Raw genomic sequence first — 19,649 nt, forward strand, 5'->3', positions numbered from 1 at the left:
TTGTAACAATTAAGCCTTATAAAAAGCCTTAAATTTCTGCATATTCTGCAAAAATACAAGCATCAACCGCTCTTAATTCCTCTAATAATGCTTTTGAAATTTTCGTATCAAGTAAAATAACTGATAAAGCTTTTCCAAAGCCATTTCTACCAAGTCTAAAGTCGGCTATATTTACATTATTTTTAGCCAAAATTCCACTCACATTGGCAATAACACCTGGAATATCATTATTATTTAAGATGATCATTTTTCCTTTAGGCTTAAAGTCTATATCAAAGCCATTTAACTCTACAATTCTTTGCTCATTCTCTCCAAAAATCGTTCCCGAGATCGATAAAGTCGAATTATCTGTAAGCACTTTTATGGTAATTTTATTACTATATCCACTACTTGGTAAAATATGAGAAGAAAGTTCCACTTCTTTATCTTTAGCTACAAAATGCGCATTAATATAGTTGATATTTTCTCCTAAAATTCCTCTTAAAACACTCACTGTTGCAAAAGTTAATAAGGATTCATTGTATTCACTAATTTGCCCTTCACTTTCAAGTTTAATAGCTTTAATAGGAGTTTTATCAAGCTGAGCGGCCAAAAAACCCATTTTCGAAATAAGTTCTATGTAAGGTGCGACAAATTTTGGCAAATCTTCTGTTTTGATTGGTAAATTTAAGGCATTAGGGTAAGAAATTCCCCTTGCAGCATTTAAGGCTTGCTCACATGCTTGAATAGCAATATTTTCTTGACTTTCTAAAGTATTTGCTCCAAGATGGGAAGTAACTGAAACATTCTCAAAATCTAAAAATGGATGGTTTGTTGCGGGCTCTTTATCAAACACATCAATACCAAGCCAAGCGATTTTACCACTTTTTAATCCTTCGCACAATGCCTCTTCATTATAAAGACCACCTCTAGCACAGTTAATTAATCGAACTCCATCTTTCGTTTTATTAATCTCATCATAAGAGATCATATCTGTAGTTTCTTTTGTTTTTGGTGTATGGATTGTAATAAAATCACTTTGGGTTAAAATCACATCTAAAGAATTTACACACTCAATACCCAAATCAGTCATTTTAGATGCTACTACATAAGGATCATATGCAATAACTTTCATACCAAAAGCTTTTGCACGTACAGCAACTCTTGAGCCTATATTACCAAAACCTATCACTCCTAAGGTTTTATTCATAAGCTCTACGCCATACCACTTTTCTCTTTCCCATTTTCTTTCTATTTTCAAAAAATTATGAGCATTTACAAAAGATCTAGCAGAGCAGAGTAAGTGATTCATAGTCAGCTCTACCGCTGCTATGGTATTTGCAGTTGGGACATTCATTACAATGATTCCTTTTTTAGAACACTCATCAATATCTACATTATCAACCCCAACGCCTGCTCTAACTAATGCTTTTAAATTATTACACGCATCAATAAATTTCAAATCCACATCTGTAGAACTTCTAGTGATAGCCACATCCACATCGCTTAATTTTGTCAAAAGCTCATCTTTAGGCAAATGTGCTGCTTCAATTAACTCTACATCTTCTGCTTTTCTTAAAAGCTCCACACCTTTATCTAGTATCGCATCACACACAATAATCTTTTTCATAACCAAACCTCCTTTAATTTTGCATTTATATTGTAAATTTTTAATTTTTCAATCAGAGCATTTAAAACTTTTTCATTGTTAGTATCAAGGTAAATTGCTACTTCATCTTTACTTTGAGTTAAAGTGTATTTAATAAAAAAAGAATGCAAAGTTTGCTTTAAACAAAACATCGAATATACATCATTTTTATTCACATCGAGCATATAAAATTTTTGCTTTGGTTTTACTATAGAATCGTCCATATTAAAACTCATATAAAATTCATTTGCTGCGGGGGAAAAATCATTGATTTTAAGATTTGAAAGTTTATCTTGCCAAGTTTGTGGCAATTCTTTTTTTATTTCATCAAAAGAGTATTTAACATTTTGTGAGATAGGCAAGCTCCCAATGCTTACATATCTCACCATAAAAATAAAAGCAATAACCAAAGTTAGGCTTAAAAAGCCTAAAATACCATATAGGGTATATTTTTTCATTTTTTATTATGAAAGTTGATCTTTAATAATATCACCTAAAGTTACTTTGTCGTTATCATTGATTTCATTCAGTGCTTCTCTTTCTTTCATTCTTGCAAGACTTTTAACACTTAAGCGAATTCTATTTTTCTTTTCATCAATAAAAACAATCAAAGCCTCTATTGCATCTCCAACTTTTAAAGTTGAAAAATCAACATTCCCTAAGTCTTCTTTATGAATAAGCGCATCCACGCCTTCTTCTAGCTCAACAAAAACTCCAAAATCTTTAATATCTCTAATTTTACCAGAGATAATATCATTTACTTGATGTTTTTGTGCATAAACTTGCGCAGGACTTTTTTGCAACTCTTTAACACTTAGAGAAATTTTTTGATTTTCTTTATCAAGTTTGATGATTTTTACTTCAATATTATCGCCAACTTTATAAATATCCTTGCACTTATCATTTCTATTCCATGAAGCATCTTCATTGTGCAATAAACCTTCTAAGTTTGCGATTTTTACAAAAGCACCAAAATTAGTCACTGATGTAACGCAGCCTTTTACCACATCACCTACTTTATGTGTTTTCAAAAATTCATCAAAAGGTTTTGTAAGTAAATTTTTCAAAGAAACTCTTAATCTTCTTTCTTTTGCGTTGATTTCAATTACCTCTACATCAAGTTCTTGTCCTTCGCTGATGTAGTCTTTTGGATTTTTAGCATTTTTATCCCAAGAAATTTCACTGATGTGTAAAAATCCTTCAATATCATTTCCTAAATCTACAAAAGCACCATAAGGCTCAATATTTGAAACCGTAACCTTGATAGTATCACCAACCTCTAAACCATCTTTGATTTCATCCCAAGGATCAGGCATAGCAAGTTTAATTGATAATGATAAATGCTTTTTGTCTTTATCGTATTTGATTACTTTTACAGGCACTTTATCGCCTTCGTTATACAATGAGCTAGGATTTACCGGTCCTTTATAAGAAATTTCACTATAATGCACCAAACCATCAACACCACCTACATCAACAAACATACCATAAGTGGTAATCTTTTTCACTACACCTTCAATAACCTCATCTTGATTTAATACATTTGAGATGATTTCTTTGCGTTTTTTTCTTTCTTCATCAACTATTTTTTTTCTAGAAACAACTATGCTTTGTGCCTCTTTGTCTATTTTTATGATTTTAACTTTAAATGTTTTATTGATAATATTGTTTGAATCTTTAAAGCTACTTTGTGATTTTGGCAAGAAAAACTCCACACCACTATCATCTACAGCTACAAAACCGCCTCTGTTTTTACCGATGATTTTTACATCAAATGTTCTTTCATCATCTTGATAATTTTCGATAAATTCTTTCACTTTTTGTTTTCTCAAAGCTTTTTTATGAGAAAGTAAAGATCTGCCACCGCGAGAACCCACTATAGCAACTTCTAATGTATCACCTTCTTTAAAAATAAGTTCGCCATTTTCATTTTGAATTTCTTCTGTTGCCAAAATACCTTCTGATTTTTGCCCTACATTTATAAATACCTCATCACCTTTGATAGCAACGATTATGCCTTGTGTAGTTGCCTCCTCATCAGACTTAAAAGATTCTTCAAGCATTTGCTCAAAATCTTCTTCTATGATAATATCCTCTAGTCTGTTTTGAACTTTTTTGTTCACCTCGCTCATCGTGGTCCTTTGTTTTAAATTTTGATTCTTCATTATAGTATTGTTTTCTTTAAACTTAGTTAATTTTGGCGTATTCTTTGATTTTTTCTAAAACCAAATTAATCACCCACTCAGGTGTAGAAGCCCCTGCGCTAATGCCACACTTTTTCTTACCACTAAACCACTCTTCTTGGATTTCTTTTTCGTTTTCTATCAAGTAACTATCTTCGCAGTAATTTTTAGCTATTAAAAAAAGTTGTTTGGTGTTAGCTGAATTTTTACCTCCAACTATTATCATCACATCGCTTTTTTTTGCAAGCTCATTAATCGCCTCTTGATTTTTAAAAGTTGCATCACATATGGTATTAAAAACACGCACCTCTTTAACCCTAAGCATTAAAAAATTTACAATCTCCATAAATTTTTCTATCTTCTTTGTTGTTTGAGATACCACAGCAACTTTTGAAGGTAGTTTTACATCAAGCAATTCTTTCTCATCAAGTACCACATAAGCTTTTGTACTTACATAACTTCTAACGCCTTTTACTTCAGGATGATTTTCATCGCCAAAAATCACCACTTCATAGCCTTCATTGCTCATTTGCTCACAAATTTTTTGCGGCTTAGTTACAAAAGGACATGTTGCATCAAAAATTTCTATATCTTTTTGCTTTAACTTTTCTAAATCTTGCTTTGTAATACCATGAGTTCTAATGATCGCCTTTTTTTCAGCACTTAATTCATTAATATCATTCAATGTTTTAACATTATAATTTTTCCATAATCTTGTGATTTCTTCATTATTATGAATCAAGGGTCCTATAGTAGCTGCATCTTTAATCTGTTCTGCTTTTTTTATCGCTCGTTTTACACCAAAACAAAAACCATAACTTTTTGCTAATTCAATCTCCAACTTTAGCTCCTATTTGTTTTAAAATTTCAATAAAATTTGGAAAAGAGGTTTTAATACACTCACAATCATCTACTTCCATGTTGCATTTTAATCCCAAAATCAAAAAACTCATTGCGATTCTATGATCTCCATAGCTTTTGATCTTAGCACATTTGGCTTCCCCGCCTTCTACCTCAAAACCATCTTCAAATTCTTTGGCATTTATGCCACATTTTTGTAAATTTAATACAATTGATTTAATTCTATCGCTTTCTTTTACGCGCAATTCTTTAGCATTTTTTATAACACTTTTACCACTAGCACAAGCAAAAGCTATAGCTAAAGCTGGAATTTCATCAATCAACCACGCAATATTTTCATTTACACTTACTGCTTTTAAAGGTGCACTTTCAACACAAATTTCTCCGATACTTTCAAACTCATCATTATCAAGATAGTATGTGATTTTTGCACCCATTTTTTCTAAAATTTTAAAAGCTTCAATGCGCGTTTTATTCAATAAAACATTTTTCAAAACAACCCTTGAATGAGGTAAAATACAAGCTGCTAGTGCAAAATAAAATGCCGATGATGGATCATTTGGCACACATATTTCGAATGCTTTGAGTTTTGTTTTTAATGGTTGTATTTTTATAGAAGTTTTTTCTTGATTTAAATACTCAATACATGCGCCCATTTTATTTAATATAATTTCACTGTGATTTCTTGAAAGTTCAATTTCTTTAAAATAGCTTTCTTTTTTTGCAAATAAAGCCGCTAAAATTAAAGCCGATTTTACCTGAGCTGAAGCAATATTGCTAGTAAAGTTAAATCCTTCTAACTTTGCTCCTTGAATCGCAATAGGTGCTAAATTTGCTTCATCTCTTCCAAAAATTTTAGCTCCTATGTGTTTTAAAGGCTCACTTACTCTTTTCATTGGTCTTGCGTTTAGATACTCATCTCCACTTAAAATAAAAAATTCGTCCTCTATGGCACTTAAAATACCAATCAAAAGTCTCATAGCTGTACCTGAATTTCCACAATCTAAAATACAATTTGGAGACTTTATATACTGTGGCGCCCTAATGTAAACAAATTCCTCATCCATGCTAACTTCAGCACCCAAAGCTTGAATAATCGCCAAAGTATGCAAAGTATCTTGCGCTTTTAAGTAGTTTTTGATTTTACAAGTTCCTTGTGTAAGCAAAGAAAAGATAGCAAGGCGATGAGATATAGACTTATCAGAAGCTATATCTTCAAGCTTTGCTTCAAAAGAAGAAATGGAGTTTATTTTCATCGAAGTTTTAAACCATGCTCATCATCTAGAGCTTTGATAATTTTGTCAATATACTCAAGAACAATATTATCTTCTAAGGTTTTTTCAAAATCTCTAAACACCAAATTAATGGTTAAACTATAAAACTCACCTAAATTTTCATCTGTATACAAATCCACCACTCTAAAACTTTCTAATCTTTCGATATTTAATTTAACAATGGTTTGTTTGATTTTTTCATATTCAAAACCTTTAGGAATAACCACGCTTAAATCTCTACTCATAGATGGAAATTTGGAGTAAGCTTTGGCAATCTTAAAGTCTTGCTTTAAACTTTCTAAATCAAGTTCGCATATATAAGTTTTTGCCAGATCTCTTTCATTTTCTACGCTTAAATGCACTCTACCCACAAAACCTATGCGTTTGCCATTTTTATAAACATTTGCTTGCTCATATGGGCTTAAAAATGCATATTCTGATTTTTGCAAACTATATTCGCCGATAATACTTTTTAATTCAGCTAAAAAAGTATAAAAATCCACCAAAACAGGTTTGGCTTTGTTTGCTATTTTAGCTTCTTCTTTGTAACCACTAAAAATCATCGCAAATTTAGTATGCTCATTTGAAAACTCATCAAAAACACTACCACATTCAAAAAGCTTAATTTTCTTTTTAGAATTTCTCAAATTAAAACTTGCAGCATTTAAAAGATGATTAATCAAAGTACTTCTTAGTGTATTTAATTCATTAGTAATTGGGTTGATTAGTTTATTTTTTATACATTTAAACCCTAAGCGTGCCAATTCTTCTTCATTATCTAAAACATAATGAATACTTTCAAAATAACCATTATGGCTAGCTTTTAATCTTAAATTTTTTATTTCTTGATAGTCAAAATACACTTGATTTAAACGATTTTTTTCTCTAAATTCTAAAGCTCTTGAAGGAATATTATCAATACCAATAATCCTTACCACTTCTTCACTAATATCCGCAATATTCACGATATCACTGCGATGAAGTGGAATTTTGATATTAAATTGCTCATCATTAATCACACTAATTTCAAAGCCTAATTTTTTAAGAATTTTAACTAAAATATTTTTGTCTATAGGCATACCGATGATCTTATCAATCTCTGTACCAAAAATACCAATAACCTTTGCTTCGCACTCTTTAAAGATTTGCTGACTTCCTGAAAAAACACTCATAGCATTAATCTTCAAGCATTCATTAAATAAATACTCCATTCCCAATGAAAGCTTAGGTTCGCTGCCTCTTGAAGTGCGGTATATGGTATCGTTTTTCTTTTTATGAAAAGCTACTGCATTGGCTATGATTTGAGGTTGAGTGTAACTTGCTTCTATGATGATAATTTTACTCTCATTATTAATTTTATACTTATCTTCTTGTTCTATCCCTGCTAAAGCAATCAGCTCATCTTTATAATAAATTCCGTATTCACCATGCTCTTGAGTTTTTACTTCTAGTGTAATTTTCTCATCAACATGACAATCTTGACAAAGCTTATGAAAATCATAAGCACAAAAAACCACACCGCTTGCATGTGTTGCATATGCTAAAAGATTTTCAATATGGTTGTTTTTATAAGCCTCGATCAATGCAAGACGAATTCCTATTGTAATGTTTAGTTTAAATTCTTCCTTGATTTCTAATGCTCTATATGCGAAAAAACCTTCCACATCGCTTTGGTTTTTAACACTAAGTATTCTTCCTATGCCTACGCTATTTTCGCCTTCTTTCAAAGGACTTAATTCTTTTAAATTTAGATCTAATGCCGCACTTAGATCCCTAGCAACACCATACAAACTCAAGCAATCTCCGCGATTTGGCGTAAGTTCTATTTCAATTATTTCATCATTGAAAAGTTCATAGGTATTTAAAGCTTTTCCTAAAACTAACTCTCCCATGCTTTCATCTAAAACCATAATACCATCATTGCTTTTACCAAAACCAAGTTCGCTAGAAGAGCAAATCATACCCATTGATTCAACTCCTCTAAGTTTTGCAGGTTTGATTTCGAGTCCACTAGGAAGTACCGCACCTACCAAAGATACAGCAACAAACTGATCTTTATCAACATTCTTAGCCCCGCAAACAATTTGCAAAACTTCACTTCCAACATCCACTTTACAGATATTTAATTTATCGGAATTTTCATGTTTAACTTTTTCTAAAACCTTACCCACTACAACTTTTTCAGGAGCTTTCACACTTTTAAAGCTATCAACTTCTAATCCTATAGAATTTAAAGTATTTATTATAGTTTGTGTTGATATCTCACTTAAATCAATCCATTCACTTAACCAATTTCTACTAATAATCATCTAAATTGCTCCAATAATCTTAAATCACCTTCAAACATAGAACGCAAATCAGGAATTTTATGTAAAAGCATAGCAAATCGCTCTACCCCTAAACCAAAAGCATAACCGCTTACATTTTTATAACCTACAAATTTATAAACATTAGGATCTACTACACCGCATCCTAGGACTTCAAGCCACCCTGTGTGTTTACAAACTCTACATCCACAACCCTTGCAAAACACACAAGAAATATCTACTTCAGCAGATGGTTCTGTAAAAGGAAAAAAGCTCGGTCTAAAACGCACCTTTACATCGCCAAACATATGTTTTAAAAAATGCTCAAGCATATCTTTTAAATTTGCAAAATTAACTTTATCTCCCTCTTCTACAACAAGTCCTTCAACCTGATGAAACATTGGTGTATGAGTGATATCAAAATCTCTTCTAAAAACCGCTCCTGGTGCTATCATTCTAATAGGTGGTTGTTGTGCTAGCATTGTTCTAATTTGCACTGGAGAAGTTTGCGATCTAAGCAAAGTTTTGTTTTCAAAATAAAAAGTATCTTGCATATCTCTTGCAGGGTGATTTTGAGGTAAATTCAATGCTTCAAAATTATGAAAATCATCTTCAATCAAAGGCCCTTTTTCTATGCTGAAATTTAAAGCCGTAAAATATTCTATGATTTTATCCATGGTTTGCATGATTGGGTGTAAAGCACCTGCATTTGAAGTCTCATCAAAAAAACTAAAATCCTGTACATCTTGTTTCATTTTTTCATTTAAAGCTTTTTCTTCTAATTCTTTTAATTTTACTTGGTAAGCTTCGTTAAATTCATCTCTTGCCTTATTTAAGCCATTAGCAAATTCTTTCTTTTCTTCACCTTGCAAATCCTTTAACTTTGCAAATTCCAAAGTCAAGATACCTTTTTTACCTAAAACACTTACTTTTATATTTTCAAGTTCTGCTAAAGTATTTGCAGAAGCAATTTTACTTATCATATCTTGCAATTTTAGCTCCAACTAAATTTTTTTTAAACATTCTAATGTAAAATTATTTAAAATTAGCAAAAATGATAAAAAAAGGATCGTTAAATGAGAGAAAAAACCGTATTTGAACTTATCGTAGAAGGAAAAATTCCTGCCAATAAAGTTTTAGAAAGTGAAAAGTTTTTGGCTTTTCATGATATCAACCCCAAAGCGCCTATTCATATTTTAATCATTCCAAAGGAGCATTTTGAAAATTTTCAAGCATTAAGACCTGAATTAATGGGAGAAATGACACAATTTATCCAAGAATTAGCTACCCTCTTAGGACTAGACAAAAGCGGATATAGATTAATCACTAATTGTGGTAAAAATAGCGGGCAAGAAGTATTCCATTTGCATTTTCACATGCTAGGTGGATTTGAACTTCCAAAAAACAAAGAAGCTCAAATCAACCCTGAATCTTTATTCTAAAAAGAGTCAAACTCTTTTTAGATCATAGGACCAGCTAGCTTAAACTCTGCTCCTTCTTTGACATCTTCATAGCGTTTGAAATTTTCTATAAACATTTTTGCAAGCTTTAATTTTGTCTCTTCATAAGCTTTTTTATCTTCCCAAGTATTAACAGGATTAAGTAGCTTGCTTTCTACACCTGCTAATTCTTTTGGAACTGCAAGATTAAATAAATCATAATTTTCAAATTCACATTGTTGAATACTACCATCTAAAATCGCATTAATACAAGCTCTTGTTGCTTTAATACTCATTCTCTTACCTACGCCATAAGCTCCACCGCTCCAACCAGTATTTACTAAATAAACATTAACATTATACTTGCTGATTTTTTCACCTAAAAGTTTTGCATAAACAGTTGGGTGTAATGGCAAAAATACCTCGCCAAAACAAGCTGAAAAAGTCGCAACTGGTTCAGTGATACCTCTTTCAGTTCCTGCAACTTTGGCAGTATAACCGCTTAAGAAATAATACATCGCTTGTTCTTTGCTTAATTTACTAACTGGAGGTAAAACACCAAAAGCATCAGCTGAAAGAAAAATGATATTGTTTGGATGTCCTGCGCTAAGGCTTGGTTCATGATTTAAAATGTGCTCTATCGGATAAGAAACTCTAGTATTTTCAGTCTTTGATCCATCATTAAAATCAACACTTAAATCATCTCTTAAAACTACATTTTCCAAAAGTGCATTTTGTTTGATTGCTCCATAAATTTCTGGCTCACTTTGAGGATCAAGGTTAATACATTTTGCATAACAACCTCCTTCAAAATTAAACACACCCTCATCATCCCAACCATGCTCATCATCTCCGATTAGTTTTCTTTTTGGATCAGTTGAAAGTGTAGTTTTGCCTGTACCACTAAGTCCAAAGAAAAGCGCTACATCACCTTTTTCGCCAACATTAGCACTACAATGCATAGGAAGCTTGTTTTCTAGTGGCAACCAGTAATTCATCATAGAAAAAATTCCTTTTTTCATTTCCCCACCATACCAAGTTCCACCAATTACTGCGATATTTTTTTCTATATTAAATATCACAAAAACCTCTGAATTTAAACCATCTTTTTCATAGTCTTCATTCACGCATTTGCATGCATTATATACTACAAAATCAGGTTCAAATTCTGCAAGTTCTTCTTCTTTTGGACGAATAAACATATTTTTTACAAAATGTGCTTGCCAAGCGATCTGTGTTACAAAACGCACAGCTTTACGGCTTTTCAAAGAAGCACCGCAAAATACATCTTGAATATAAATATCGCTGTTGCTAAGTTGTTTTTTTGCTTTTGCTAAAAGCTTTTCAAACAACTCTTCGCTAATAGGTTGATTAATCTTACCCCAAGCAATATATTTTTGTGAAGGGTCTTGCTTTACAAAATATTTATCCTTAGGACTTCTTCCGGTAAAAATTCCAGTATCCACACTAAAGGTGCCATTTTTAGTACAAACACCTTCTTGGTTGTTTTTTTCATGCTTTAAAAGCTCATCGTAGCTGATGTTATGAAAAATTTGCCCAATATTTTCTAAACCTAATTTTTCTAAACCTTTCATTTTGCCTCCTTATTTATAAGTCATCAAAGCTTGACCTTCGCTCACACTTTCACCTGCATTTACTAAAATTTCTGCGATCTCCCCATCTTTTCCTGCAGTAATTTCAATTTCCATCTTCATTGCTTCAAGGACTGCTACTACTTGACCAACCTTAACAGTATCATTTTCTTTTGCTAGTATTTTAAAAACATTTGCATTCATACTTGCAACGATTGCATTAGCATTGTCATTTACTTGTGTTTTTTTCACTTCTGCCTTATCTGTATTTACTTTTACAGCACTTTTAACATTTACATCTCTATCAAAACCTGGACTTACCTCAACATGGTATTTGTTGCCATTAACAGAAACAGTGAATTGATTTTCATTAATAACACTTGGTTTTAGTTTGTTATTTTTTCTAACATTTACTTTCGCCTCACCTTTTAAGAAGGCAATTCCCTTTTCTTTGCAAGCTGCAACAATAAAAATATTTTCCTCGCTTGTTTCTAAATTTTCTTTTTCTAAAATATTTTTAATATATGCTATGCTTTTACTCTCATCAGCATCAGCGATATCTGTAGCCAATTTTGTTGTAGGCTCTAATTTTAACTGCTCGCTTGCAAGTTTAATCACTTCAGCATCTGGAGCAACAGGAGTTTTACCAAAATAACCTAAAACCATTTTTCCATATCCTTCTGCGATTTTCTTCCAAGGACCAAACATAACATTATTAAAAGCTTGCTGAAAATAAAACTGCGACACAGGAGTAACCGAAGTACCATATCCACCTTTTTCCACTACTTCTTGCATTGCCTTGATCACTTGCGGGAATTTGTCTAAGATATTATTATCTCTCATCATTTGAGTATTGGCAGTTAATGCTCCACCTGGCATAGGAGAAAAAGGTATTAAAGGATTAACTGCTGTTGCTTCTGGTGGTAAAAAATAATCTTTCAAGCAATCTTTTAACACATCTTCATATTTTAAAATTTTCTCCTCATCTAAACCAAGATCAAAATTACTACCTTTTAATGCATGTAGCATGGTTAAGATATCTGGCTGAGAAGTACCACCACTCACTGGCGCAGCTGCTAAATCTATCCCATCAGCACCTGCTTCTAAGGCTGCTAAATAACATGCCACGCTTACCCCTGCTGTTTCGTGAGTATGTAATCTTATATGTGTATTTTCAGGCAAGTTTTTTCTAGCCATTTTTATAACTTCATAAATTTTATTTGGATTAGAGGTGCCACTTGCATCTTTAAAACATATACTATCAAAAGGAATTTGAGCTTGTAAAATTTCTTTTAAGATTTTCTCATAAAAAGGTACATCATGTGCGCCTTTGCATTTAGGAGGAAGATCCATCAATGTGATAGTAATTTCATGTTTTAAACCATGTTTAACTATACATTCTCCGCTAAATTTTAGATTATTTACATCATTTAATGCATCAAAATTTCTTATAGTAGTTGTGCCATGTTTTGCAAACATCTTTGCATGCAAGTCAATAATTTCCTTGCTACCTGTATCTAGCGCTACGGTATTTACACCCCTTGCAAGAGTTTGTAAATTTGCATCTTTTCCAACAATGGCTCTAAATTTATCCATCATTTCAAAAGCATTTTCATTTAAATAAAAAAATAAACTCTGAAATCTAGCTCCACCACCAAATTCAAAATGCGTAATTCCTGCTTCTTTGGCCGCTTCTAAAGCAGGAAAAAAGTCATTCATTAAAACTCTAGCGCCATAAACAGATTGAAAACCATCTCTAAAAGTGGTATCCATCACATCGATTAATTTTTTAGCCATAACATTTCCTTTTTTTTACTCCATACAATTATAACTTTACTTTCTTAAAAAACAAATTTATAAAATTTGGTTTAACATAATGATAATAATTGATAAAGGAGCAATAAATCTTAACAAGAAATACCACACTTCAAAAACCCTTCGACTCATAAATTTAGAAAATAAGTGATATATTTTTTCTTTATCCATAAAAAAGCCAACAAAGATAGCACTTGCAATCACGCCCAAAGGTAGCATAAAATTAGATGTTAACTTATCTAAAATATCAAAAAAGCTCAATCCAAAAAAGCTAAAACTAGCTCCATAGCTTGCACTAAAAGATAAAATACAACTCATTCCTAAAACAAAAACCACCAAACCTATAAAAATCAAGGCTTTCTTTCTTGAAATTTGATACTCATTTACAAGATAAAAAGTAAAAGGTTCTATCATGGAAACAGCCGAGGTAATTCCTGCAAAAAATAAAGCCAAGAAAAAATAAAAAGCCAAAAAATGTCCCAAAACACTGTCTAAATTGGAAAACAGTGTTGTTAGAGAAATAAAAACTAAGCCCGCACCTTCTGCTGGATTGGCATTAAATTTAAATATAAAAGTAAACACAATAAGCCCCATCATCAAGCCAATGAGAATATTTAAAAGCACAATCACCATTGAACTTGTGATCAAATTAGTATCATCTTTTAATGACGCCGCATAAGTTGTAATGCAACCTATACCCAAACACAAGGTAAAAAATGCAAGTCCTAATGCTGTCAATACTGAATTTAAACTTAATTTACTAAAATCAGGATAAAACAAATACACAAATGCTTCTTTAAAACCATCTTGAAAAAAACAATATACTAGCATCAAAATAAGCATGATAAATAAACTTGGCATAATCCAAATATTTAATTTTTCTATACCACTTTTTACCCCTCTTGAAACCACAAATAAAGTAAGAAAAAACGCAATAAGAAAATACACACTACTTTCTAAGATGCTATTTTGTATCAAATTACCAAACAAAGCACTCGCTTCTTGAGTATTACTAGGTAAATAATAAACTGAAGTAACCATATACTTTAAAACCCAACCCATGATCACTAAATAAAACGAAAGTACAAAAATTCCGCCAAGCATAAAAAATCCCGCGAATTTCCACTTATGAGCGTATTTGGTTGCTAGGCTTTTATAGGCATTTACAGGATCACTTTGACTTAATCTTCCCATGGCAATTTCAGCCAAAAACACGCAAAATCCCACACTAATTGTTAAAAGCAAATACAAAAGCACAAATGCAAAACCACCATTTTGCCCTACTAAGGTTGGAAATTTCCAAGCATTTCCAAGTCCTATAGCTCCACCTGCTACGGCTAAAATAAAGCCGATTTTAGAAAATTTATCATTCATTTTAACGCCTTAGAATAAAAGCTGTCTAGCCATGATTAAAATCACTGCTAAAGGAGAAATATATCTTAAAAAGATATACCACACTTCAAAACACACACCGCGCATAAAAGGCTGAAATAATTTTTGCAAAGCTTCTTTTTTAATCACAAATCCCACAAAAAATGCAGTAATCAATGCAGAAATTGGCATGAGTAAATTTTGTATGAAAAAGTCTAAAATATCAAAAAAACTTTTTCCAAAGAAATTTAAACTTGGTGCACTTACATGATAAAAAGAAAGTATAGACAAACTTCCAAGAAAATACACTATCACACCTACAAAAACCAAAGCTTTCTTTCTTGAAATTTGATAACGGTTTATTAGATAAAAAGTGAAAGGCTCTATCATAGAAATAGCCGAGGTGATTCCTGCAAAAAATAACGCAATAAAAAAGGCTATGGCTAAAATATTTCCTAAAAATCCCAACTTTGCAAAAAGCGTAGTTAATGATATGAAAATAAGCCCTGGTCCCTGTTGAGTTGGATCAGCACCAAATTCAAAAATAAAAGTAAACACAATAAGCCCCATCATCAAACCAATGATGGTGTTGATAATAATGATATTAAAAGCACTACTAATAAAATTTGTCTTATCAGGCAAGCTTGCCGCATAAGTTAAAATCACACATACCCCTAAAGACATGCTAAAAAATGCAAGACCTAGCGCATCTAATATGGAATCAACACTTAATTTAGAAAAATCAGGCACAAATAAAAATTCACTTGCCTTAGAAAAACCATCCATACTAAAAGAGTAACCAAGCATTAAAATTAACAAAATAAATAAACTTGGCATCATCCAAACATTCAGTTTTTCTATACCACTCTTAACACCTTTTGAAACTACATAAAAAATCACTGCAAAAACAAAAGTAAAACATACAAATTGCGATACCACATCTTGATTTAGTAAGTTTTCAAAAGCCACACCTGCTTCACTAGTATTTTTTGGAAGTTCAAAAAAACCAAGATAAGCATACTTGGCTATCCAACCTATCACCACGCTATAAAAAGACACTAAAATGATTGCACCTAACATAAAAAAACCCGCATAAGACCATGCCTTTTTATGCTTTGGCGCTAAAGTATGATAAGCATTAACCGGATCTTTTTCACTTAGTTTACCAATGCTTAGCTCTGCTAAAAAAATCACAAAAGCTACTAATAAGGTTAAAAGCAAATACACAAAAACAAAAGCCGATCCACCATTATTACCAACTAAAGTTGGAAATTTCCAAGCATTTCCTAGCCCCACAGCAGATCCTGCTACGGCTAAAATAAAGCCTATTTTAGAAAATTTTTCATTCATCTTTTAACCTTAAAAAAATAATTGTTTTACCATGATTAAAATCACAGCTAAAGGAGAAATGTATCTCACAAAAAAATACCAACATTCAAAAAATATACCTTTCATATATGGGTAAAACAGTGTTTGTAAGACTTCTTTTTTAAGTACAAATCCTACAAATATAGCACCAAACAATCCACCTAAAGGCATCATTAAATTAGAAGCGATAAAATCTAAGATATCAAAGAAAGTTTTTCCAAAAATTTCTAATGAGTCTTTACTCCATTCAATATTCGATAATATACACAAACTACCCAAAATGTAAACAACAAAAGCAATAAAAATCAAAGCTTTTTTTCTTGTAAAATTATAAGAATTAATCAAATAAAAAGCCAAAGGCTCTATCATAGAAACCGCCGAAGTAACACCTGCAAAAAACAATGCAACAAAAAATGCTATGGCTAAAATATTTCCTAAAGGTAAAAAACTTATAGGATCAATATTAGAAAATAAACTCATCAAGGACACAAAGATCAAACCAGGGCCTTGCTGTGATGGATTGCCATTAAATTCAAATATGAAAGTAAATACGATAAGTCCCATCATTAAACCAATGATGATATTAATGATAATAATATTAATCGTGCTACTAATAAAATTTGTCTTATCAGGTAAGCTTGCTGAATAAGTTATAATCGAACCCACACCTATAGATAAAGAAAAACAAGCAAGCCCTAAAGCACTTAAAAAAGCACCAACCCCAAGTTTAGAAAAATCAGGCACAAATAAAAATTCACTTGCCTTAGAAAAACCATCCATACTAAAAGAATAACCAAGCATTAAAATTAACAAAATAAATAAACTTGGCATCATCCAAACATTCAGTTTTTCTATACCACTCTTAACACCTTTTGAAACTACATAAAAAATCACTGCAAAAACAAAAGTAAAACATACAAATTGCGATACCACATCTTGATTTAGTAAGTTTTCAAAAACAGCTCCACTTTCTTCTATAGTTTTAGGCAAAGAAAAAAATCCAAAATAAGCATATTTAACAATCCAACCTATAATTACACTATAAAAAGAAACAATCAAAATAGCACCAATTAAAGAAAAACCAACTATCGACCACGCTCTTTTATGTTTTGGTGCTAGAGTATAATAAGCATTAACCGGGTCTTTTTCACTTAGTTTACCAATGCTTAGCTCTGCTAAAAAAATCACAAAACCAACAGCCAAAGTTAAAACTAAATATAAAAGCACAAATGCTGAACCACCATTTTGTCCTACTAAGGTTGGAAATTTCCAAGCATTTCCTAATCCCACAGCAGATCCTGCCACAGCTAAAATAAAGCCTATTTTAGAAAATTTTTCATTCATAAAGATAACCTTAAATTTTATAAAACTATAAAAGTGCTTAATGTAGCCAAAAAAAACTTTAATTTGTTTTAAAATAGATACAATAATATAAATTTCAATAATTTTAAAGCTAAAATGGAGTATAATCACGCTTTTAAAATCTCGAGTAGGGATACGCAAGCCGAAAGGATTTAAAATTATTTTTAAGGAAAAATCATGAAAAAAATCGTTTTTTTAATGTTAGCTTTAAGCGGTTTTGCATTTGCAGCTGAAGGTTCTATGAACCAATGGTTGGCTTCATTTTCTATCTTAGCAGCAGGTCTAGGACTTGGTGTTGCAGCACTAGGTGGAGCGATCGGTATGGGTAACACTGCAGCAGCAACTATCGCAGGTACTGCTAGAAACCCAGGTCTTGGCGGAAAATTAATGACAACTATGTTTATTGCTTTAGCGATGATCGAAGCTCAAGTTATTTATGCACTTGTTATCGCGCTTATCGCTCTTTATGCTAACCCATTCCAAGCGTTGGTAGCAGCTTAATACTTTCAAAGCCCTATTTGGGCTTTTTGCGGTTATGGTGGAACTGGTAGACACGCCATCTTGAGGGGGTGGTGCGCTCAGCGTGTGCGAGTTCAAATCTCGCTAACCGCACCATATTTTAAGGAACACATTCAAAACAAAATGACTTTTTATCTTTTAATCAGCGCATTAGCTTTTTTAGTTCTTTTCTTTGCTATAAAAAACTACACACTAAAACTTGATGAGAAAAAATTACTTGAACCCATTAAAAGCGATATTTATCCTGAATTTTGTGATCAAATCAATGAAGAGATCAGAAAGATCAAAAATAACTTACTACACAATCATTTTCAACTTATTGATGAGAATACCAAAGATCAATTTTTGGAAAATCTAAGTGATATGAGCAGAAAACTTAACCATATTCAGACTATGAATTTAAGCAAAAAAGATAGTATCTTATGGGAGGAAACACTTTTTGATTTTTTAAAAAAACTAGAAAGCATCAATGAAAAATATCTTCAAAATGCTGAACAAATCAACGAAACTACAAGAATAACACTTCAAGATAAATTTTCTAATTTAACAAAAAGCTAATATATACCAATAATTTATTGTAAATTACGTTATATAATGGTATTAGATAATACTATGTAAGAAAGGACTTGCAATTATGTTTACAAACAAGAAAAATTTAATGAGCAAATTGCACAACTAGAGCATTCAAATCAAGCTTTTCAAGATATACTTAATGCAATAAGCAAAACAATGGCAATGATAGAATTCCAAACAGATGGAACCATCATCAAAGCAAATGAAAATTTTTTAAAGACAATGAATTACTCTTTAGATGAAATCAAAGGAAAACATCATAGTATGTTTTGCTTACCTGAAGTTGTAAAATCTCAACGCTATAGTGATTTTTGGAAAGATTTAAAAAACGGAAAATCAAGAAATGGTCTTTTTAGACGTATTGCAAAAGGCGGTAAAGATATTTACCTTGAAGCAAACTATCTGCCTATTTTAAATCAAAACAACGAAGTTTACAAAGTAATTAAATTTGCTAACGATATCACACAAAGACATTATGAAATGTTAGATTTAAAAAATACCATTGATGCTGCTAACCGCTCTATGGCTATTATTGAATTTAATCCTTATGGTGAAATTTTAAACGCAAATGACAATTTTACTCAAACCATGGGTTATTCACTAAGTGAAATCAAAGGAAAACACCATAGTATGTTCTGTGAAGAAAAATTTAGAAATTCAAAAGAATATACCATCTTCTGGGAAGAACTAAGAAGTGGAAAATTCCAGTCTGGAAAATTTATACGCTATGGTAAAAATAATAAACTTATCCACCTAGAAGCAAGTTATAATCCTATCAAAAACGATGATGGGGAAATCTATAAAGTCATCAAATTTGCAACAGATATCACCGAGCAAGTAGTAAGAGATGAAGAAAAACTCAAACTTATCAGTGAACTTGCTGATCAAAATGATAACCTAACTCAAGAAGGTGATAGTGTAATAGAAAACACTGTTCAAAATATTCAAAATATTGCTGACATGATGAATAATAGCAGCAATTTGGTTTCATCTTTAAATGAGCAATCAGAAGAAATTAAAAATATCATTCAAACTATTAGTGATATTGCAGATCAAACCAATTTGCTTGCATTAAATGCTGCTATAGAAGCTGCTAGAGCAGGAGAACATGGCAGGGGCTTTGCTGTGGTTGCAGATGAAGTTAGAAATCTAGCTGAAAGAACTGGACATTCAGTTAGTGAAATCACCACTACAATTAATTCAATCAGAAATGTAACCGCTGAAGTAGTACAAAGCATTAAAGATGGATTAAGCGGAGTAAATCAAAGCGTAGATTTAGCTAAAGAAGCTAGAGAATGCATGGAAAAAATTAGAAATAGCTCTGCTCAAGTAGCCCAAGCTATGCAAAATAAATAAAAG

Annotated in this window: 16 protein-coding genes and 1 tRNA gene; 5 read left to right on the forward strand and 12 right to left on the reverse strand. The window is 31.7% G+C overall.

Annotated elements, in window-relative coordinates; genetic code table 11:
- Positions 1-28: 28 nt before the first annotated feature.
- The 7 genes from serA to pheS are packed head-to-tail and all read right to left on the reverse strand — an operon-like array spanning position 29 to position 9,234.
- Positions 29-1,609, reverse strand: coding sequence for a phosphoglycerate dehydrogenase (gene serA, locus CKA54_RS02865; protein WP_120759831.1), 1,581 nt, complete (start codon positions 1,607-1,609; stop codon positions 29-31).
- Positions 1,606-2,085, reverse strand: coding sequence for a hypothetical protein (locus tag CKA54_RS02870; protein WP_120759833.1), 480 nt, complete (start codon positions 2,083-2,085; stop codon positions 1,606-1,608). Before CKA54_RS02870 ends, serA begins: the two co-directional genes overlap by 4 nt.
- A gap of 6 nt (positions 2,086-2,091) precedes the next feature.
- Positions 2,092-3,759: a 30S ribosomal protein S1 gene (locus tag CKA54_RS02875; RefSeq protein ID WP_120759835.1), complete on the reverse strand. Its 1,668-nt coding sequence runs from the start codon at positions 3,757-3,759 to the stop codon at positions 2,092-2,094.
- Between the two features lie 55 nt (positions 3,760-3,814).
- Positions 3,815-4,651, reverse strand: a complete 837-nt coding sequence (locus CKA54_RS02880) for a 4-hydroxy-3-methylbut-2-enyl diphosphate reductase (RefSeq protein WP_120759836.1) — start codon at positions 4,649-4,651, stop codon at positions 3,815-3,817.
- A complete protein-coding gene (aroA, locus tag CKA54_RS02885) occupies positions 4,641-5,927 on the reverse strand; it encodes a 3-phosphoshikimate 1-carboxyvinyltransferase (protein ID WP_120759838.1) in 1,287 nt (428 codons plus the stop codon). The genes CKA54_RS02880 and aroA overlap by 11 nt, the downstream gene beginning before the upstream one ends.
- A complete protein-coding gene (pheT, locus tag CKA54_RS02890; RefSeq protein ID WP_120759840.1) occupies positions 5,924-8,254 on the reverse strand; it encodes a phenylalanine--tRNA ligase subunit beta in 2,331 nt (776 codons plus the stop codon). The genes aroA and pheT overlap by 4 nt, the downstream gene beginning before the upstream one ends.
- The gene (gene pheS, locus CKA54_RS02895) at positions 8,251-9,234 is read right to left on the reverse strand and encodes a phenylalanine--tRNA ligase subunit alpha (protein ID WP_120759997.1); all 984 of its coding nucleotides are present in this window, start codon (positions 9,232-9,234) and stop codon (positions 8,251-8,253) included. Before pheS ends, pheT begins: the two co-directional genes overlap by 4 nt.
- Before the next feature lie 93 nt (positions 9,235-9,327).
- On the opposite strand from pheS, the gene CKA54_RS02900 reads away from it, so the two are divergent.
- Positions 9,328-9,693 (forward strand): histidine triad nucleotide-binding protein, encoded by a 366-nt coding sequence (locus CKA54_RS02900; RefSeq protein WP_120759842.1) that lies wholly within the window; start codon positions 9,328-9,330, stop codon positions 9,691-9,693.
- A gap of 17 nt (positions 9,694-9,710) precedes the next feature.
- On the opposite strand, the gene pckA is transcribed toward CKA54_RS02900, so the two are convergent.
- Genes pckA through CKA54_RS02925 form a run of 5 tightly spaced genes read right to left on the reverse strand, consistent with a single transcriptional unit; the run spans position 9,711 to position 17,180 of the window.
- The gene (gene pckA, locus CKA54_RS02905; RefSeq protein WP_120759844.1) at positions 9,711-11,285 is read right to left on the reverse strand and encodes a phosphoenolpyruvate carboxykinase (ATP); all 1,575 of its coding nucleotides are present in this window, start codon (positions 11,283-11,285) and stop codon (positions 9,711-9,713) included.
- A gap of 9 nt (positions 11,286-11,294) precedes the next feature.
- On the reverse strand, positions 11,295-13,079 hold the full coding sequence (locus CKA54_RS02910) for a biotin/lipoyl-containing protein (RefSeq protein ID WP_120759846.1): 1,785 nt from the start codon (positions 13,077-13,079) through the stop codon (positions 11,295-11,297).
- A gap of 57 nt (positions 13,080-13,136) precedes the next feature.
- Complete coding sequence (locus CKA54_RS02915) at positions 13,137-14,471, reverse strand: sodium-dependent transporter (protein WP_120759847.1); 1,335 nt, start codon at positions 14,469-14,471, stop codon at positions 13,137-13,139.
- 9 nt (positions 14,472-14,480) lie between these two features.
- Complete coding sequence (locus tag CKA54_RS02920; protein ID WP_120759849.1) at positions 14,481-15,818, reverse strand: sodium-dependent transporter; 1,338 nt, start codon at positions 15,816-15,818, stop codon at positions 14,481-14,483.
- A 9-nt stretch (positions 15,819-15,827) separates the two neighbouring features.
- Positions 15,828-17,180, reverse strand: a complete 1,353-nt coding sequence (locus CKA54_RS02925) for a sodium-dependent transporter (RefSeq protein WP_120759851.1) — start codon at positions 17,178-17,180, stop codon at positions 15,828-15,830.
- Between the two features lie 195 nt (positions 17,181-17,375).
- Between CKA54_RS02925 and CKA54_RS02930 the strand changes: the two genes are divergently transcribed.
- From CKA54_RS02930 to CKA54_RS02945, 4 genes are all read left to right on the forward strand, one after another.
- On the forward strand, positions 17,376-17,699 hold the full coding sequence (locus CKA54_RS02930) for a F0F1 ATP synthase subunit C (RefSeq protein WP_012661906.1): 324 nt from the start codon (positions 17,376-17,378) through the stop codon (positions 17,697-17,699).
- Positions 17,700-17,727: 28 nt separating this feature from the next.
- Positions 17,728-17,813 (forward strand) — tRNA-Leu (locus CKA54_RS02935).
- A 27-nt stretch (positions 17,814-17,840) separates the two neighbouring features.
- Positions 17,841-18,275, forward strand: a complete 435-nt coding sequence (locus CKA54_RS02940; protein ID WP_120759853.1) for a hypothetical protein — start codon at positions 17,841-17,843, stop codon at positions 18,273-18,275.
- Positions 18,276-18,446: 171 nt separating this feature from the next.
- Positions 18,447-19,646, forward strand: coding sequence for a PAS domain-containing methyl-accepting chemotaxis protein (locus CKA54_RS02945; RefSeq protein WP_253254849.1), 1,200 nt, complete (start codon positions 18,447-18,449; stop codon positions 19,644-19,646).
- The last annotated feature ends 3 nt before the right edge of the window (positions 19,647-19,649 follow it).

The sequence above is a fragment of the Campylobacter sp. P255 genome (assembly GCF_003627915.1).
Classification (GTDB): domain Bacteria; phylum Campylobacterota; class Campylobacteria; order Campylobacterales; family Campylobacteraceae; genus Campylobacter_D.

Excerpts from the sequence above, each read along its gene's own strand:
- serA (WP_120759831.1), bottom strand. The coding sequence starts at position 1,609 with ATGAAAAAGATTATTGTGTGTGATGCGATACTAGATAAAGGTGTGGAG.
- CKA54_RS02870 (WP_120759833.1), bottom strand. The coding sequence starts at position 2,085 with ATGAAAAAATATACCCTATATGGTATTTTAGGCTTTTTAAGCCTAACT.
- CKA54_RS02875 (WP_120759835.1), bottom strand. The coding sequence starts at position 3,759 with ATGAGCGAGGTGAACAAAAAAGTTCAAAACAGACTAGAGGATATTATC.
- aroA (WP_120759838.1), bottom strand. The coding sequence starts at position 5,927 with ATGAAAATAAACTCCATTTCTTCTTTTGAAGCAAAGCTTGAAGATATA.
- pheT (WP_120759840.1), bottom strand. The coding sequence starts at position 8,254 with ATGATTATTAGTAGAAATTGGTTAAGTGAATGGATTGATTTAAGTGAG.
- pheS (WP_120759997.1), bottom strand. The coding sequence starts at position 9,234 with ATGATAAGTAAAATTGCTTCTGCAAATACTTTAGCAGAACTTGAAAAT.
- CKA54_RS02900 (WP_120759842.1), top strand. The coding sequence starts at position 9,328 with ATGAGAGAAAAAACCGTATTTGAACTTATCGTAGAAGGAAAAATTCCT.
- pckA (WP_120759844.1), bottom strand. The coding sequence starts at position 11,285 with ATGAAAGGTTTAGAAAAATTAGGTTTAGAAAATATTGGGCAAATTTTT.
- CKA54_RS02910 (WP_120759846.1), bottom strand. The coding sequence starts at position 13,079 with ATGGCTAAAAAATTAATCGATGTGATGGATACCACTTTTAGAGATGGT.
- CKA54_RS02915 (WP_120759847.1), bottom strand. The coding sequence starts at position 14,471 with ATGAATGATAAATTTTCTAAAATCGGCTTTATTTTAGCCGTAGCAGGT.
- CKA54_RS02920 (WP_120759849.1), bottom strand. The coding sequence starts at position 15,818 with ATGAATGAAAAATTTTCTAAAATAGGCTTTATTTTAGCCGTAGCAGGA.
- CKA54_RS02925 (WP_120759851.1), bottom strand. The coding sequence starts at position 17,180 with ATGAATGAAAAATTTTCTAAAATAGGCTTTATTTTAGCTGTGGCAGGA.
- CKA54_RS02930 (WP_012661906.1), top strand. The coding sequence starts at position 17,376 with ATGAAAAAAATCGTTTTTTTAATGTTAGCTTTAAGCGGTTTTGCATTT.
- CKA54_RS02940 (WP_120759853.1), top strand. The coding sequence starts at position 17,841 with ATGACTTTTTATCTTTTAATCAGCGCATTAGCTTTTTTAGTTCTTTTC.
- CKA54_RS02945 (WP_253254849.1), top strand. The coding sequence starts at position 18,447 with ATGGCAATGATAGAATTCCAAACAGATGGAACCATCATCAAAGCAAAT.